The sequence below is a fragment of the Brevundimonas sp. TWP3-1-2b1 genome, from assembly GCF_049896165.1.
GTDB classification, from domain to species: Bacteria; Pseudomonadota; Alphaproteobacteria; order Caulobacterales; family Caulobacteraceae; genus Brevundimonas; species Brevundimonas subvibrioides_B.
Window position 1 is genome coordinate 11,980 of the sequence record NZ_JAFCTT010000016.1, and the last position, 15,271, is coordinate 27,250.

A 15,271-nucleotide genomic window follows, 5' to 3' on the forward strand; every position below is an offset into this window, starting at 1 on the left:
GGGACTTTGAAGTCACTCCTTGCTTCACCGCCCGAGGGACGTGCCACGTCGCGTCGGAATGGCCGATAGCCGACGATCTCGTCGGTTGGGGGGAAACAAAAAGGGCGAAGCCCTGGGAGGGAAATCGAATGCGCAAACTTACCTTGGCTTGCCTTGCGTCCACTTCACTTACGGCCCTGTGTGCGGTCCCCTTGTCCGCGATGGCCCAGACGGGTCCGCAGACCAGTCCGCCCGAAACTGCGACCGCGATCGAGGACGTCATCGTCACCGCCGACCGACGCGAGCGCCGGCTTCAGGACGTGCCCAGCGCGATCACGGCGGTGACCAGTGAAACGCTGGACCGGCAACGGATCGTCGACCTCGGCAGCCTGTCAGGCAGTGTGCCGTCGTTCAACCTGACCGAGGGGTCTCCACTCGGCAAGGAGCTGAACATTCGCGGCATCACAAGTGTGCGCATTCTGGACGCCAGCGCCGAGCCCTCGATCGGCACCTTTGTGGACGAGGTCTATATCTCCCGGATGGGGTCCGCCTTTACCGACTTCTACGACCTTGAGCGGATCGAGGTCATCCGCGGTCCCCAAGGCGTGCTGCTCGGCAAGAACGTGGTCGGCGGTGCGATCAGCATCATCACCAACAAGCCGAGTTTCGAGCCCTCAGGCCGCATCACGGCGGGCCTGGCCAACTACAACGGTTTTAACGCCGATGGTTACATGACCGGGCCGCTGAGCAGCGACGTGGCCGCCCGATTCGCCTTCCAGGTCCGCAATCGCGACGGCTACGGTCGCAATGTCCTCCTCAACTACGATATGGATGACCTGACGGCGCATCAGGCCCGGGCCGAGTTTCTGTACCGGCCTGACGACAGCCCGCTTCGGGCCCTCCTGACCGTGGACTACGGCTCGTCCAAGGCCACCCCCGGCGCCCGGACGATGACAGACGATCCCTTCGCCGCAGGCATCGGCGCGGTGACCACCTTTCGAAATGCGCGCGGCCTCGGTCCGCGCGAAAGCCTGAGCCCCCAGCGCGACTACTCGAACCGGACGACTTTCGGGGCCAGCCTGCGGATCGACTATGACTTCGACTGGGCGCGATTGACCGCGATCACCGGCTATCGCAACTCGTCCGGTGAAATGGGCTTCAACCAGCTGGGCGTGGGCTCTCCTCCCGGCCTGGCCGATACCTTCTACTTTGTCCAGGACGAGCCAGAGACGCTGGCCCAGGAACTGCGGCTGGCGTCCACCAGTCCGGACAGCCGGTTCAACTGGATCGTCGGGGCCTTCATCCAGCATGACAATGTCGATCGCTTCGACGCCAACAAGGCCACAACCAACACGACCATCGCTGCGCTCAGCGGCGAGTTCCTGTACACCAACGCGGCCGAACTCGACACGGCGGCGGTCTTCGGCCAGATCAGTTACGCGTTGACCGACCAGCTCACGGCGACCGTCGGCGCTCGCTATACCCGGGACAAGAAAGGCGGCAACCGGGTTGCACGTTGTCTCAGCGATGGCGGTGACGGCCTGTGCGTGGCGGCGCTTATCCTGGCCGCCGGCCAGAGCTTCACCGTCGACTACAGCGACGAATGGGACGCCTTCACGCCCCAGGGCATCATCGAGTACCGGCCCAACGACGACATCATGATGTATGCCAGCGTGGGGAAGGGTTTCAAGGGCGGAGGCTGGGATCACCTTCCTGGCACGCGCGCGGGGGCCTTGGTCGGATACCAGCCGGAAGAGGTCATCAACTACGAGATCGGGGCGAAGACCGACCTGTTCGACAATCACGTCCGTCTGAACGTTGCGGCCTTCCAGATGGACTACACCAACCTGCAGTCCCAGCAGCTGATTCTGGAATGCCTGTGCACCGTCACTAGCAATGCGGGCGCGGCAGATATCAGGGGGGTAGAGGCCGAACTGACCTGGGCAGTGACCGACAACCTGCTGATCAACGCGTCCGGTTCGCTGATTGATGCCGAATACGTGGACTTCGTCAGTGCCGCTGGCGTGGTCTTCAGCGGCAAGAGGGTCCAGCGCTCGCCTGAGAACAAGTTCAACCTCGGCTTCTCGTATGACTTCGGGCAGGGAGCCCTGGATCGGGCGTTCAGCCTGAAGGCCAACTACACCCAGACGGGCGAAAGCTTCTGGACCCCCGCCAACACGATCAAGCAGGAGGCCTTCGGTCTGCTCGACGCATCGCTGCGGTTCCAGCCGCCCAACGCTGACTGGAACGTCACGGTCTGGGGCAAGAACCTCACGGACGAACTCTACGCCGTGGCCGCTCAGGCCTTCTTCGGCGACCTGATGAACTACTACGGCGCCCCCAGAACCTACGGCGTCGATCTGAGCTACTCTTTCTGATCAGCCGTCCTTGCGTCCCGACCGACTTCGCCCGCGATCCTCCGCAAGGAGCATCGCGGGCGCTTTTCTTTGGTCGCCCGAACACCGGCAACAACGACCGACAGGTCCGCCTCCCTGGCCGCGGCAGGAAATCATCCGGATCACGGTTCAGGTTAGGGCGCGCAGCCTCAGGTCATGCCGCATCCGTCCCGGAACGCCATCCCGCGGACACGGCTTTGAACGACAAGATCCGGCCGGCGCCAGGAGGGCGCCGGCCGGTGGTCCATCAGCAAGAAGGCGTCAGCCCTCGCCAGCCTCGAACGCGGAAGCCTCGATGAAACTCTTGCGGGCCGCGAGCAAAGACAACAGTCCGAGCGGCACCACCATGGCGGACACGATGGCCACGGCGACGCCGATCCGCGCGGAGTCCTTCAGCCAGTAGTCGCTGATCAGGGCCACGCCGGTCGGGCCGACGGTAAAGGCGACGATATTGCCGATCAGCAGATAGAGGGCCATGACCCTCGCGCGCAGGCGGTTCGGCGCGATGGCCTGAAGACTCGGCGCAGGCAGGCCCTGGGTCAGGCCGAATGCGAACGACATCGCGGCGATCATCGACATCGCCAGCGTCCCGTTCGGGGCAAATGGTGCACCCAGCGCGAAAGGCAGGGCGAGAGCGGCGCCCGCCATGGCGGCTCTCAGGACGGCATCCGGGGCCCCTCGCGCAGCCATCCTGTCAGACCACCAGCCGCCGACGAGGATTCCGCCAGTACCGAAGATCAGCAGAACCGTTCCGTAGGCTGCGCCCACCTGGCTCATCTCCCAGCCAAAGCGCCGGGCCATGAAGGCGGGGGTCCAGGTCAGATAGGCGGCGACCGAAACGCCGATCAGGGAATAGCCCAGGGACAGCAGGGTGAAGGGCCGCCAGCGACGACGCAGGAAGGCCACGAATGATGGGCGCGTCTCGCCATCCGCCAGCACCTTCTCCTGTCGCTTCGGCTCGTGCAGGGGCAGCATGGCAAGCATCAGGATCGGCCCCGGGAGACTGACGACCAGGAAGGCCAGCTGCCAGCTCTTCAGCTCACCCAGTAAGGGCAGACTGACCGGCGGCGCGGTCATAGCCCACTGGATGACGGCCCCGCCGATGATGAGGGCGAGGCCGACCCCGCAGATTGACCCGATCGCATAGACTCCGAGCGGCCGCGCGCGCCTGGCTGGCGGAAAGTTGTCGGCGATCATGGAGTAGGCCGCCGGCGACAGGCCGGCTTCGCCAACGCCGACGCCGATACGGGCCAGGAACAGCGTCAGAAAGCTGCTGGCCATGCCACACGCAGCCGTCATGAGGGTCCAGAAGCCGATACTGGCAATGATCAGGTTGCGGCGCGAACTCCGATCCGCCAGCCACGCGAACGGCAAACCCATAACGGTATAGAATAGGGTGAAGGCGAGACCGCTAAGGAGACTGAACTGGGTGTCGTTGATGTTGAGGTCCCGACGAACGGGCTCAACCAGCAGTGTCAGGATCTGGCGGTCGACGAACGCCAGCGCATAGGCGGCCATCAGGACGAAGACCGTCGCCCAGGCACGGGAGGGGGTCGGCCAGGCGGCCGCAGCCTCCCCTGGCCGGTACGTTCGAACGGGCTGATCCATGGCGTTCCCAGAATGATGTCAGGTGAATGATTTTGCTGTTTGGTCCAACATTGCAAGTCATTTCGCCGAGGGCTCGCGAGGGGCCATTGCGGGCGGAAACCACGCAAGTCTGTTTACGCAAGTAGGGGCCTCCTGTAGCCTGCGATCTGTACGGATGCCGGAGGCTGCAATGAAGCACTTGCCGATCATGATGGTGGTCGCCCTCCTGGCTCCCGCGCTTGCCAACGCCCAGTCGCCGCAGGCCGTCCCGGACGCTGCCACGACGGATCCCGTCACCCTCGGCTGGATGGTCGGTTCGCCGCCGTCACCCGACCGGCTGATCCAGTTCGAGGATCAGAGTCTCCTGCGCTTTCCCCAGATCCGCTGGAGCTTCTCGCACTGGCGCGAACTGATGCCGACGGCCGAGATCTCGCGCGGTGATGGCCCGATAAGCGTCTTGCCCGTGGCGCTGCGCGATGACCTCGACGCCGTCACCTTCACCCCGATGGGTGGCGCGGCGCCGATGACCTGGGAACAGTCCCTGGCCGCCAACTACACCGACGGCATTCTGGTCCTGCACAGGGGCGAGATCGTCTATGAACGCTATTTCGGGGCCCTGACGGCGCAGGGCCAGCATATCGCCCACTCGGTGACCAAGTCGTTTGTTGGAACGTTGGCGGCGATGTTGATTGCCGAAGGCAGGCTCGATCGCGACGCCCTGGTCACGCAGTACCTCCCTGAACTGGCCGACAGCGCCTTTGCCGACGCGACTGTCGGACAAGTGCTCGATATGACCACCGGCCTCGCCTACACGGAAGTCTATACCGATCCGGACTCCGACGCCTTCCACTTTGTCCGTGCGGTCGGAATGCTGCCTCGCCCCCCGGGATACTCGGGACCGACCACCGGCTATGACTACCTCGCGACCCTGAAAAAGGCGGGCGAGCACGGCAGGGAGTTCCACTACAAGTCAGTCAACACAGAGGTCGCAGGCTGGCTGGTCTCACGCGTCAGCGGCATGACCCTCGCGGAGGTCATGAGCGAACGCTTCTGGCGACCGATGGGAATGGAGCGCGACGCCTATATCCAGGTCGGTTCAAACGGTGCCGGCTACGCCGCGGGGGGGCTCAACCTGCAGCTTCGGGACTTCGGCCGGTTCTGCGAAATGATGAGAAATCGCGGCCGTTTCAATGGTCGCCAGATTGTACCCGAGACCGTCGTCGCCGACATCGTGGCGGGCGGCAGCCCTGCGGCCTTCGTCTATGGCGGGTATGGTACTTTGCCAGGCTGGAGCTATCACGATCAGTGGTGGGTCTCGCACAATCCCAACGGCGCCTTCATGGCGCGCGGCGTCTTTGGCCAGGCCTGCTACGCCGACCCGAAAGCCGAAATGACTATCGTCCGCTTCGCTTCCGGTCCCAACGCTGGAAACGCGCTGATCGATCCAATGTCACTGCCGGCCTACCAGGCGATCAGCGACCACCTCATGGCGGCGTCGTCAGATTAGCTTTTCACGGTGCTCACATCTGTGGACGGCCCTTGATAGGCAAGAGGCAGGTTTGGGTTTGAGCGGTGGATCTGTGCGGTGCGGACACATTGGAGACAATGGTGGGTGATGTTGGGTTCGAACCAACGACCCGCTGATTAAGAGTCAGCTGCTCTACCAACTGAGCTAATCACCCGTACCATCGTCGCGCGGTCGTCAGGGACGTCCGGCGAAGGGGGCGGAAATAGAGACATCAGCGCGGGGATGCAAGGGATTTCCGCCCGGTGTTCCGGTTCGCCGCAGGGCGGTCTAGCATCCCCGCGGAATCGGTCCGGCAAGGGCCATCGGGGGAGTAAGCGAATGGCCTTCTGGAACCGGCGCAAGTCGATCGACGCGATGCACCAGGCCTCGGACGGACCGAGGCTGAAGGCGACCCTGAGCTGGCCGCACCTGCTGGCGCTGGGCGTGGGGGCCATCGTGGGGACGGGCATCCTGACCCTGATCGGCGTCGGCGCGGGGCTGGCGGGGCCGGCGGTGATGATCAGCTTCGCCCTGGCGGGACTGGTCTGCGCCTGCGCGGCCCTTGCCTATGCCGAGTTGTCGACGATGATGCCCCAGGCGGGCAGCGCCTACGCCTACTCCTATGCGGTGCTGGGCGAACTGATCGCCTGGATCGTGGGCTGGAGCCTGATCCTCGAATATTCTCTGGTGGTCTCGGCGGTGGCGGTGGGCTGGTCGGGATACGCCGTCGGCTTCCTGACCGGATTGGGCATCGACCTGCCGACGGCCCTGACCGCGGGACCTCATGTCGCAGGCGGCCTGGTCAACCTGCCGGCGGTGGCGATCATCGGCCTTGTGACCGGACTGCTACTGCTGGGCACGCGGGAGAGCGCGACCCTGAATGCCATCCTGGTGGTGATCAAGGTCGCGGCCCTGATCGCCTTCGTCGCCATCGCCTTGCCGGCGTTCGACGCGGCCAACTTCACCCCCTTCATGCCCAACGGGTTTGGAGCGCCCGCCTTGCCGTTCGGGGAGCTGATCACCGGACAGCCGGCCGTGCAGACCGGGGTCATGGCGGCGGCCGCGATCATCTTTTTCGCCTTCTACGGGTTCGACGCCATCTCCACAGCGGCTGAAGAGACCAAGAAGCCCGAGCGCGATCTGGCCATCGGTATCGTCGGCTCGATGCTGATCTGCACGGTTCTGTATCTGGTCGTGGCGGCCGCGGCGATCGGTGCGCGGCCGGTGGCGAGCTTCGCGGACAGCCCCGAGCCTCTGGCCCTGATCCTGCGCGAGATGGGGCAGGGGACGGCGGCGCAATGGATCGCGGCCTCGGCCGTCATCGCGCTTCCGACGGTCCTCCTGGCCTTCCTGTTCGGCCAGAGCCGCATCTTCCTGGGCATGGCGCGCGACGGCCTGCTGCCGACCTCGCTGGCCAAGATCTCGTCGCGCGGCGTGCCGGCGGTGGTGACGGTGTTCACCGCCATCGTGGTCGCGGCCCTGGCCGGTGTCATGCGGCTGGACGAACTGGCGTCGCTGGCCAATGCAGGGACCCTGGCGGCCTTCGCGGCGGTGGGGGTCTGCCTGATCGTCCTGCGGCTGCGCGATCCGAACCGGGTGCGGAAATTCCGGGCGCCGCTGTGGTGGCTGGTCGGGGCGATCACCATCGTCGGCTGCGTCGTCTTCTTCTTCAGCCTGCGGCCATCGACCCAGATGTGGTTCGTGGTCTGGAACGCCGTCGGTCTGGTGATCTACTTCCTGTGGTCGGCGCGGAACGCCCGGCTGGCGAAGAACCCCGATCAGGCCGCCTGATGTCCCGCCGCGACCTGTCCGGCGCCGTCGACTTTTCGGTCCTGGACCGGACGACGGGCGGCGACGACGGGGTCGCTGAGGAGGTGCTGGGGCTGTTCGTGCAACAGGCCGAGATGTGGTCGCCGATGCTGGACGCCCGGATCGAGGGCTGGTGCGACGCCGTGCACACGATCCGGGGCGCGGCGGCGGGGATCGGAGCGGAAGCGCTGGCCGAGGTCTGCGCCGAGGCCGAGGCGGCTGAAAAGGATGTCGCGCCGGCCAGGCTGGACCATGTCCGCGACGCCCTCAACGCGGCGCTGGCCGACGTCGCGGCCTGGCGGCACGAGCTGATGCTGAGGTCGCTGAAGGGCTAGCGACGCGTGCGGTCGTAGGTCGAGAACTCGTGGGCGATGCAGCGGTCGATGAGCAGGCGCCAGACCGGTTCGGCGATGTCGCGCGACAGATGACGGGCGTCGGCGGCCGCAAGAACCTTCGAGACCACATCCTCGATACGGGCATCGTCGTGGACTGCATCGCGGTCCGGCTTGATCCGGGCGGCGGCGTCCATGTAGCGCTGTCGCTCGGCCAGCAGGGCGACGAGGGCGCGGTCCAGGGCGTCGACGCCCTGGCGGACCTCGGTCATCGACTGGCAGGCTGCGGGATCCACTCGCGCATCCACGGCCACGATCTGCGGGTGGTGTTCAGCCGACAAAGGCGCGCTCCAGAACATAGTCGCCGGGCTCTGCGTTGGAGCCCTCCTTCATGCCGAAGCCTTCGAGCAGCGCGGCGGTTTCCTTGATCATGGCCATGGAGCCGCACAGCATGACCCGGTCGCGCTCGGGCGAAAAGCTGTGCGGCAGACCGAGGTCCTCGAACAGGGCGCCGGACTTGATGCGATCAGTGATCCGGCCGGGGGTTTCGAAATCCTCGCGGGTGACCGTCGGGTAGTAGGTCAGCTTGGCCATGGCCTCGTCGCCGATCAGGGGATCGTCATGGATGCCCGTGGTCAGGAAGTCGCGGTACGACAGGTCGGCGACGTTGCGGGCCGTGTGGCAGACGATGACGCGACCGAAGCGGCTGTAGGTGTCGGGATCGCGGGCGACGCTGAGCCAGGGGGCAAGGCCCGTACCTGTCCCGATCAGCCACAGGGTCTCGCCGCCGGTGAGGGCGTCCAGCACCAGGGTCCCGGTCGGCTTCTTGCCCATCAGGACGGTATCGCCCGGTTTGATGTTGACCAGGCGCGAGGTCAGGGGGCCGTCGGGCACGGCGATGGAGAGGAACTCCAGCGCCTCGTCCCAGGACGGGCTGGCGATCGAATAGGCGCGCAGGACGGGCTTGCCGCCGTCAGCGTCCGGCAGGCCGATCATCACGAACTCCCCAGACCGGAAACGGAAATCCTCGGGGCGGGCGATGCGGAAGCTGAACAGTTGGTCGGTCCAGTGATGGACCCACTGCACCTCGAGCTCATGGAAGGCGGAGGGCTTCGGCGGTGGCGGGGACAGGGCGGCGTCGGTCATTGCGGGTCTTCTAGGCGGACGGGCCGCCGGGCGAAAGGTCGTCGGGGTCGTGGCCGAATCGACTCCGGAAATTGGAGTCCGGGTAGTCCATAGAGTCTGATGCCCCCGACTCCGGAAATTGGAGTCTAGATAGTCCACTGAGTCTTGTTCGCCGCATCGGACCTCATGCGAACGGAACTATCAGACGGACACGCCAAGATAGGTCGCAGCCCTTCGGATGGAAGGGGATGACGCGGCCGTTTTCTGCGACTAGCGTCCGCGCCCATGCGCACAGTTCTTCTTGCTTCCGTCTTCGCCCTGACGGCCGGTTCGGCCTTCGCCCAGTCCGCCAACCCCGCCGTGCTGACGCCGGAGCGGGTGTTCGCCAACCCCAGCCTGAACGGCCCGGTCGCCCAAGGGGTCAGCCTGTCGCCCGACGGCGAACTGGTCGCCTTCCTGAGGGCGCGTGAGGACGATGTTTCGGTGCTGGACCTGTGGGCCGCGCCGACCGGAGCGGGCGAGCCGTTCAAGCTGATCGACGCGCGGGCCCTGGTCCCCGACGCCGGCGAACTGTCCGAGGCCGAGAAGGCGCGGCGCGAGCGGATGCGCATCTCCCAGCGCGGCGTGGTCGAATATTCCTGGGACGAACAGGGGCGCTATATTCTCGCGCCTCTGGAAGGCGACATCTTCCTGGCCAGCCGGGAAGGGGGCGGGATTCGCCGCCTGACCGAGACCGAGGCCGACGAGATCGACGCCAAGGTGTCGCCGGAGGGGAACTACGTCTCCTTCGTGCGCGATCAGGATCTGGTGGTCATGAACCTGGCCTCGGGCGCCGAGCAGGCAATCACCACCGAAGGCGACGGCCTGATCACCTGGGCGACGGCGGAGTTCATAGCCCAGGAGGAGGTGGACCGCGACACCGGCTACTGGTGGAGCCCGGACGAGACCTACATCGCCCTGCAACGGACCGACGAGACGCCCGTCGATATCGTCCCCCGTCTCGACATCACCGGCGGCGGCGCGAGTGTGGTCGAGCAGCGCTACCCGCGCGCCGGGCGGCCGAACGCCGTGGTCGAACTCTATGTGCAGGAGGTCGCGGCCGGACGTCGGGTCAAGGTCGACCTGGGGGCTGACACCGACATCTATCTGGGCCGGGTAAACTGGTCGAAGGACGGGCGGACTCTCTACGTCCAGCGCCAGTCACGGGACCAGCAGACGCTGGACCTGCTGCGCGTCGATCCGACGACGGGCGCATCGCAGGTGATCGCGACCCAGACCTCGGACGCCTGGGTCGATCTGACCGACGATTTCAAGGCCCTGAGCGACGGCCGGTTCATCTGGTCGGACGAGAGCACCGGCTGGCGGCACCTGTATCTGTACAACGCCGACGGCACGAAGATCCGGGCGATCACCTCGGGCGACTGGCCGGTCAAGGCGCTGAACGGCGTCAACGAGCGGACGGGCGAGGTCTTCTTCACCGCCTCGATGCGCGACGGGCGCGAGTTGCCGATCGAGCAGCAGTTGTTTCGCGCCAACATGAACCGGGCGGCCACGCCCGTGGCGATCACCCCGGCGGGCGGATGGTGGAGCGCTTCGGTCAACCGGACGGCCACGGCCTATGTCGGCGACTATTCCGATCCGGTGACGCCGCCGCAGTCGGCCCTGTACCGGATCGACGGGACGCGGGTGCGCTGGATCGAAGAGAACCGGCTGGCCGAGGGGCATCCCTTCTTCCCGTTCGCAGCGCGGACTCGGGCGCCGGAGTTCGGCACGCTGGAGAGCCACGGCGAGACCCTGGTCTGGCGCATGCAGACGCCGCCCGACTTCGATCCAACCCGGACCTATCCGGTTGTGATGCAGGTCTACGGCGGCCCCAGCACCGGAGCCGGAGTGAAACGCAGCTGGCAGTCAACGACCAATCAACTGTTGACCGAGGCGGGATATATCGTCTTCCGTCTCGACAATCGGGGTGAGGGCGACCGTTCGGCGGCGTTCAAACAGTCGCTGTACCGGCAGATGGGAACGGTTGAGGTCGAGGATCAGGTTCTGGCAGCCAACTATCTGAGATCGCTGCGTTACGTGGACGACAGGCGCATCGCCATGATGGGCTGGTCCTATGGCGGGTTCATGAGCCTGATGGCGCTGACCGAGCCGGAAATGGGGCTGGCGTCGGCCATCGCCGGGGCGCCGCCGACGGAGTGGAGCCTCTATGACACCCACTACACTGAGCGGTTCATGTCGACGCCGGAGGCCAACCCCGAAGGCTATGCCGCGTCGGACGCCATTCCGCGTCTCGATAAACTGACCGGCCGGCTTCTGCTGATGCACGGCATGGCGGACGACAACGTCATTCTCGAAAACTCGACGCGGGTCATCGACGCGCTTCAGTCCAAATCCATCCCGTTCGAACTGATGCTCTATCCCGGGCAGCGGCACGGCGTGCGGGGCAACGACAGGCAGCTGCAACAATGGCGCATGTATCTCGACTTCCTCGACCGCACGATCGGATCGCGGGCGCCCTTGGCGGACTGATCCTCGCCGGGTTCACGGCGCCGGCGGTCGCGCAGGACACGGCGCCGATCCTGGCCGCGCAGGCGGCGGAGGCGGAGGCGCATTGCGCCGGCCTGACGCCGCTCAACGGCGGCGAAGCCGGGGTCGCGGCGGGGCTGGTGATCTCTGCGTGTCAGCGTGACGCGATGACCTCGCATGCGGTGATCCGCTGGGCGGCCACGGCGGATGCGGTCGCCTACGGCGCCAGCGAGGCGGCGGGCCTGCCGATCCTGCTGAAGGACAATATCGAGACGGCGGACATGCCGACGACGGCGGGGTCGCTGGCGCTGGCGAACAATGCGCCGGGCCGGGATGCGCCCCTGGTGACCCGGCTGCGGGATGCGGGCTTCTTCATCCTCGGCAAGACCAATCTGTCGGAATGGGCCAACATCCGCTCGACCCGGTCGATCAGCGGCTGGAGTGCGGTCGGCGGTCTGACGCCCAATCCCTATGACACGACGCGGACGGCCTGTGGCTCCTCGTCGGGCAGCGCGGTCGCGGTCGCCGTCGGACTGGCGCCCGTCGCCATCGGCACGGAGACCAACGGCTCCATCGTCTGCCCGGCCTCGGTCAACGGCGTCGTCGGGTTCAAGCCGACCGTGGGTCTGGTCAGCCGCACCCATATCGTGCCGATCAGCCATTCCCAGGACACCGCCGGCCCCATCGCCACCACGGTGCATGATGCGGCCCTGGTCTTGACCGCCATCGCCGGCTCGGACCCTATGGATGCCGCGACGGCCGAGGCGGACACGCGCAAGGTCGACTATGTCGCCGCCCTCGATGCGGACTCCCTGCGAGGCGCGCGGATCGGGGTGCTGCGGTTCATGGCCAACAACTTCTCCGACGATACGAAGGCGGCGTTCGAGCGGTCGCTGCAGGCCATGCGCGACGCCGGCGCCGAGCTGGTCGAGATCACCGAGGGGCCGGACATGCGGGCCATAGGCGGGGCGCAGCTGACGGTCCTGCTGACCGAGCTGAAGGTCGATCTGAACGCCTATCTGGCCTCGACCGACCCGGAACAGGTGCCGACACGAACCCTGGCCGAGGTCATCGCCTTCAACGCGGCCGAACCGCGCGAGACCGTGCTGTTCGGACAAGAGCTGTTCGAACGGGCCGAGGCGACCGGGGGGCTGGAGGACCCGGCCTATGTCACGGCGCGGGAGACCTCGCTGAGGCTGGCCGGCGTCGAGGGGATCGACCGGATGATGGCCGAGAACCGCGTCGTGGCCCTGGTCTCGCCGACGACCTCGCGGGCCTGGACCAACGACCGCGACGATCAGGACGAGGGGCAGGGGTCGGCGAGCACGCTCGCGGCCGTCGCCGGCTATCCGCACCTGACCGTCCCGATGGGGATGGATCGCGGCATGCCTGTCGGCATCAGCTTCATGGCCGGCGCCTGGCAGGACGCGACCGTGCTGTCGCTGGGCTATGCCTTCGAGCAGAAGACGATGGCGCGACGGGCGCCGGGCGAACGGGCCCGCGCCGGTCAGGACGCACAATGATGATCCGGCGCGGACTGGTTTTCGGCCTCACCTTGGCCGCCCTGACACTGACGGGATGCGCCACGCCCAATGGCGACGGCACCTGGGATCTGGGTCAGGACGCTCCCCGATACCAGCCGCCGACCGTGGCCGCTCTGATCGCGGACCCGACGCTGGCGTCGGATGCATTGAGCGCCTCGATGGCGCTGATCGCCTCCACCGGGGTCGGATCGGATCAACCCATCAACGCTGTGATCGCGGTCAGCGATCTCGAAGGGATGGAGCCGGGCGTGTTCGCGCCGGGCCCCCTGTCCGGCGTGCCGATCCTGCTCAAGGACAATATCGAGACGGCCGACATGCCGACGACCGCCGGGTCGATGGCGCTGCTCGACAACGCGCCGGGGCGGGACGCGCCTCTGGTCGCGCGGCTGAGAGCGGCGGGCGCGGTCATCCTGGGCAAGACCAACCTGTCGGAGTGGGCCAACATCCGCTCGTCGGCCTCGGTGTCCGGATGGAGCGGGGTGGGCGGCCTGACGCGCAATCCGCATGCGCTGGACCGCAACACCTGCGGCTCGTCCTCGGGCTCCGGCGCGGCGGTGGCGGCGGGACTGGCCCCCGCGGCCATCGGGACGGAGACGGACGGGTCGATCGTCTGCCCAGCCGCGATCAACGGCATCGTCGGCTTCAAGCCCACAGTCGGGATGGTGTCACGTACGCACATCGTGCCGATCAGCCATTCGCAGGACACGGCCGGGCCGATGACGCGCACCGTCGAGGATGCGGCCATCGTGCTGTCGGTCATCGCCGGCAGCGACCCGGCCGATCCGGCGACAGCCGAGGCGGATGCGAGGAAGACCGACTTCCGGGCGGCTCTCGACGCCGGTTCGCTGCGCGGGACGCGGATCGGGGTGGCGCGGTTCCTGACCGGCTATTCGCCCGGCACCGATGCGGTGTTCGAACGGACGCTGCAGGCCCTGCGCGATGCCGGAGCCGTTCTGATCGACATCACCGACGGGCCGGACATGGACGCCATCGGCGAGGCCGAGACGACCGTGCTGCACTACGAGCTGAAGGCCGACCTGAACGCCTATCTGGCCTCGACCGACCCGGCGCAGGTCCGCACCCGGACCCTGGCCGATGTCATCGCCTTCAATATCGCCACGCCGCGCGAGATGGCTCTGTTCGGGCAGGAGACTTTCATCGAGGCCGAGGCGACGCGGGGGCTGAACGGTCCGGAATATATCTCGGCGCGCGAGACCTCGCTGAGGCTGGCGGGAGTCGAGGGGATCGACCGGCTGCTGAGCCGGAACGCGGTCGTGGCCCTGGTCGCTCCGACGGTCGGACCGGCGTGGTCGATCGATGTGGTCAACGGCGACCACTACCTGGGCGCGGCGTCGACGCTGCCGGCGGTCGCGGGCTATCCGCATCTGACCGTGCCGATGGGGTTCGTGCAGGGCTTGCCCGTGGGGCTGAGCTTCATCGGGGCGAAGTGGGACGACGCGCGCATCCTGTCGCTCGGCTACGCCTTCGAGCAGGCGACCCATGCATTCAGGCCCGCCGTCATGCGTCGATCCGTTGACGACCTGGGGGAGGTGGCCTCGGTGCTGGCGCCGGTGGTGGCGCAGCCCTGATCGTCTCGACGCGCTGAATCCGATAGCTGATCTGGGAACCTGACCCCGGGCGGTGCACTTTGTCCGCCATGGAAAAGCTGTTCGTTCGTTTCGCCACCCTGACCGCCAAGGTGGCGGGCAAGCCGTGGACCTTTATCGCCTGTCTGGCGATCGTGGTGGTCTGGGCGACCACCGGGCCGATCTTCAAGTTCAGCGAGGCCTGGCAGCTGGTGATCAATACCGGCACGACCATCATCACCTTCCTGATGGTGTTCCTGATCCAGAACACCCAGAACCGCGACGGGGCGGCGATGCAGGCCAAGCTGGACGAGCTGGTCTATGCGGTGAAACGGGCGGACAGCCGCTTCATCGGCATCGAGCACCTGACCGAGGCGGAACTGGACGCCATCCTGGAGGAGGTCGAGAAGCGCGGCATGCGGGTGCAGTCCGGCAAGGCGCCCGGTCCGATACCCGGTCCGCGCGGAAAGCGGGCCGAGGACATAGAGGCTGAGCAGCCGGCCAAGGCTTCGCCGAAGAAGAGCCCCGCCAGAGCGTCGGCCGGAAAGGTCGCCAAGTCGTGAGCGATCTGCTGGCCAATGTCTTCGGCACGGCGGCGGCGGCCTGTTCGATCGTCAGTTTCGCGCCGCAGATGATCAAGATCTGGAAGGCGCGGGAAGCCTCGTCGGTGTCGCTGAAAACCTATTCCCTGACGGTGATCTGTTTCATGCTGTGGGTGGCCTATGGCGTGCTGAGTCACGCGTGGCCGATCATCGTCGCCAATGCGGCGGCGCTGGTGATGGCGGCGGGGGTGCTGACGATGAAGTGGCGATTCCGGGACGGGGATCCGCAGGAAAATTGACCTTCTTCCGAGCATCGCCGCGAAGGCGGGGATGCT

12 protein-coding genes and 1 tRNA gene are annotated in these 15,271 nt (G+C 66.6%); 9 read left to right on the top strand and 4 right to left on the bottom strand.

From position 1 onward, the window contains the following. Window positions 1-200 precede the first annotated feature (200 nt). Window positions 201-2,357 (top strand): TonB-dependent receptor, encoded by a 2,157-nt coding sequence (locus ACP7AB_RS14190; protein ID WP_425992576.1) that lies wholly within the window; start codon window positions 201-203, stop codon window positions 2,355-2,357. A gap of 279 nt (window positions 2,358-2,636) precedes the next feature. Here ACP7AB_RS14190 and ACP7AB_RS14195 read toward each other — a convergent pair whose 3' ends face one another. Next, window positions 2,637-3,983 (bottom strand): spinster family MFS transporter, encoded by a 1,347-nt coding sequence (locus ACP7AB_RS14195; RefSeq protein WP_425992478.1) that lies wholly within the window; start codon window positions 3,981-3,983, stop codon window positions 2,637-2,639. Between the two features lie 169 nt (window positions 3,984-4,152). Between ACP7AB_RS14195 and ACP7AB_RS14200 the strand changes: the two genes are divergently transcribed. After that, window positions 4,153-5,469 (top strand): serine hydrolase domain-containing protein, encoded by a 1,317-nt coding sequence (locus tag ACP7AB_RS14200; RefSeq protein ID WP_425992480.1) that lies wholly within the window; start codon window positions 4,153-4,155, stop codon window positions 5,467-5,469. Window positions 5,470-5,568: 99 nt separating this feature from the next. Here the strand turns inward: ACP7AB_RS14200 and ACP7AB_RS14205 are convergent. After that, window positions 5,569-5,644 (bottom strand) — tRNA-Lys (locus ACP7AB_RS14205). A 164-nt stretch (window positions 5,645-5,808) separates the two neighbouring features. On the opposite strand from ACP7AB_RS14205, the gene ACP7AB_RS14210 reads away from it, so the two are divergent. Together ACP7AB_RS14210 and ACP7AB_RS14215 are read left to right on the top strand one after the other, a co-directional pair. After that, entirely contained in the window at window positions 5,809-7,260 is a 1,452-nt protein-coding gene (locus tag ACP7AB_RS14210) for an amino acid permease (protein ID WP_303694840.1), read from the top strand. Then, window positions 7,260-7,613 (top strand): Hpt domain-containing protein, encoded by a 354-nt coding sequence (locus tag ACP7AB_RS14215; protein WP_425992482.1) that lies wholly within the window; start codon window positions 7,260-7,262, stop codon window positions 7,611-7,613. The genes ACP7AB_RS14210 and ACP7AB_RS14215 overlap by 1 nt, the downstream gene beginning before the upstream one ends. Here the strand turns inward: ACP7AB_RS14215 and ACP7AB_RS14220 are convergent. Both ACP7AB_RS14220 and ACP7AB_RS14225 read right to left on the bottom strand, forming a co-directional pair. Next, entirely contained in the window at window positions 7,610-7,969 is a 360-nt protein-coding gene (locus ACP7AB_RS14220) for a chorismate mutase (RefSeq protein WP_425992484.1), read from the bottom strand. The genes ACP7AB_RS14215 and ACP7AB_RS14220 overlap by 4 nt on opposite strands. Continuing rightward, on the bottom strand, window positions 7,941-8,756 hold the full coding sequence (locus ACP7AB_RS14225) for a ferredoxin--NADP reductase (RefSeq protein WP_425992486.1): 816 nt from the start codon (window positions 8,754-8,756) through the stop codon (window positions 7,941-7,943). The genes ACP7AB_RS14220 and ACP7AB_RS14225 overlap by 29 nt, the downstream gene beginning before the upstream one ends. Before the next feature lie 264 nt (window positions 8,757-9,020). Here ACP7AB_RS14225 and ACP7AB_RS14230 point away from each other — a divergent pair, with 264 nt between their 5' ends. The 5 genes from ACP7AB_RS14230 (at window position 9,021) to ACP7AB_RS14250 (ending at window position 15,235) form a co-directional block, all read left to right on the top strand. Then, window positions 9,021-11,267: a DPP IV N-terminal domain-containing protein gene (locus tag ACP7AB_RS14230; protein WP_425992488.1), complete on the top strand. Its 2,247-nt coding sequence runs from the start codon at window positions 9,021-9,023 to the stop codon at window positions 11,265-11,267. Further along, complete coding sequence (locus ACP7AB_RS14235; protein ID WP_425992490.1) at window positions 11,204-12,787, top strand: amidase; 1,584 nt, start codon at window positions 11,204-11,206, stop codon at window positions 12,785-12,787. The genes ACP7AB_RS14230 and ACP7AB_RS14235 overlap by 64 nt, the downstream gene beginning before the upstream one ends. Window positions 12,788-12,966: 179 nt before the next feature. Then, on the top strand, window positions 12,967-14,397 hold the full coding sequence (locus tag ACP7AB_RS14240) for an amidase (RefSeq protein ID WP_425992578.1): 1,431 nt from the start codon (window positions 12,967-12,969) through the stop codon (window positions 14,395-14,397). A gap of 68 nt (window positions 14,398-14,465) precedes the next feature. Next, a complete protein-coding gene (locus ACP7AB_RS14245; RefSeq protein ID WP_425992491.1) occupies window positions 14,466-14,957 on the top strand; it encodes a low affinity iron permease family protein in 492 nt (163 codons plus the stop codon). Then, window positions 14,954-15,235, top strand: coding sequence for a SemiSWEET family sugar transporter (locus ACP7AB_RS14250; protein ID WP_425992493.1), 282 nt, complete (start codon window positions 14,954-14,956; stop codon window positions 15,233-15,235). Before ACP7AB_RS14245 ends, ACP7AB_RS14250 begins: the two co-directional genes overlap by 4 nt. Window positions 15,236-15,271: the final 36 nt, after the last annotated feature.

Excerpts from the sequence above, each read along its gene's own strand:
- ACP7AB_RS14190 (WP_425992576.1), top strand. The coding sequence starts at position 201 with ATGGCCCAGACGGGTCCGCAGACCAGTCCGCCCGAAACTGCGACCGCG.
- ACP7AB_RS14195 (WP_425992478.1), bottom strand. The coding sequence starts at position 3,983 with ATGGATCAGCCCGTTCGAACGTACCGGCCAGGGGAGGCTGCGGCCGCC.
- ACP7AB_RS14200 (WP_425992480.1), top strand. The coding sequence starts at position 4,153 with ATGAAGCACTTGCCGATCATGATGGTGGTCGCCCTCCTGGCTCCCGCG.
- ACP7AB_RS14210 (WP_303694840.1), top strand. The coding sequence starts at position 5,809 with ATGGCCTTCTGGAACCGGCGCAAGTCGATCGACGCGATGCACCAGGCC.
- ACP7AB_RS14215 (WP_425992482.1), top strand. The coding sequence starts at position 7,260 with ATGTCCCGCCGCGACCTGTCCGGCGCCGTCGACTTTTCGGTCCTGGAC.
- ACP7AB_RS14220 (WP_425992484.1), bottom strand. The coding sequence starts at position 7,969 with ATGTTCTGGAGCGCGCCTTTGTCGGCTGAACACCACCCGCAGATCGTG.
- ACP7AB_RS14225 (WP_425992486.1), bottom strand. The coding sequence starts at position 8,756 with ATGACCGACGCCGCCCTGTCCCCGCCACCGCCGAAGCCCTCCGCCTTC.
- ACP7AB_RS14230 (WP_425992488.1), top strand. The coding sequence starts at position 9,021 with ATGCGCACAGTTCTTCTTGCTTCCGTCTTCGCCCTGACGGCCGGTTCG.
- ACP7AB_RS14235 (WP_425992490.1), top strand. The coding sequence starts at position 11,204 with ATGGCGCATGTATCTCGACTTCCTCGACCGCACGATCGGATCGCGGGC.
- ACP7AB_RS14240 (WP_425992578.1), top strand. The coding sequence starts at position 12,967 with ATGGCGCTGATCGCCTCCACCGGGGTCGGATCGGATCAACCCATCAAC.
- ACP7AB_RS14245 (WP_425992491.1), top strand. The coding sequence starts at position 14,466 with ATGGAAAAGCTGTTCGTTCGTTTCGCCACCCTGACCGCCAAGGTGGCG.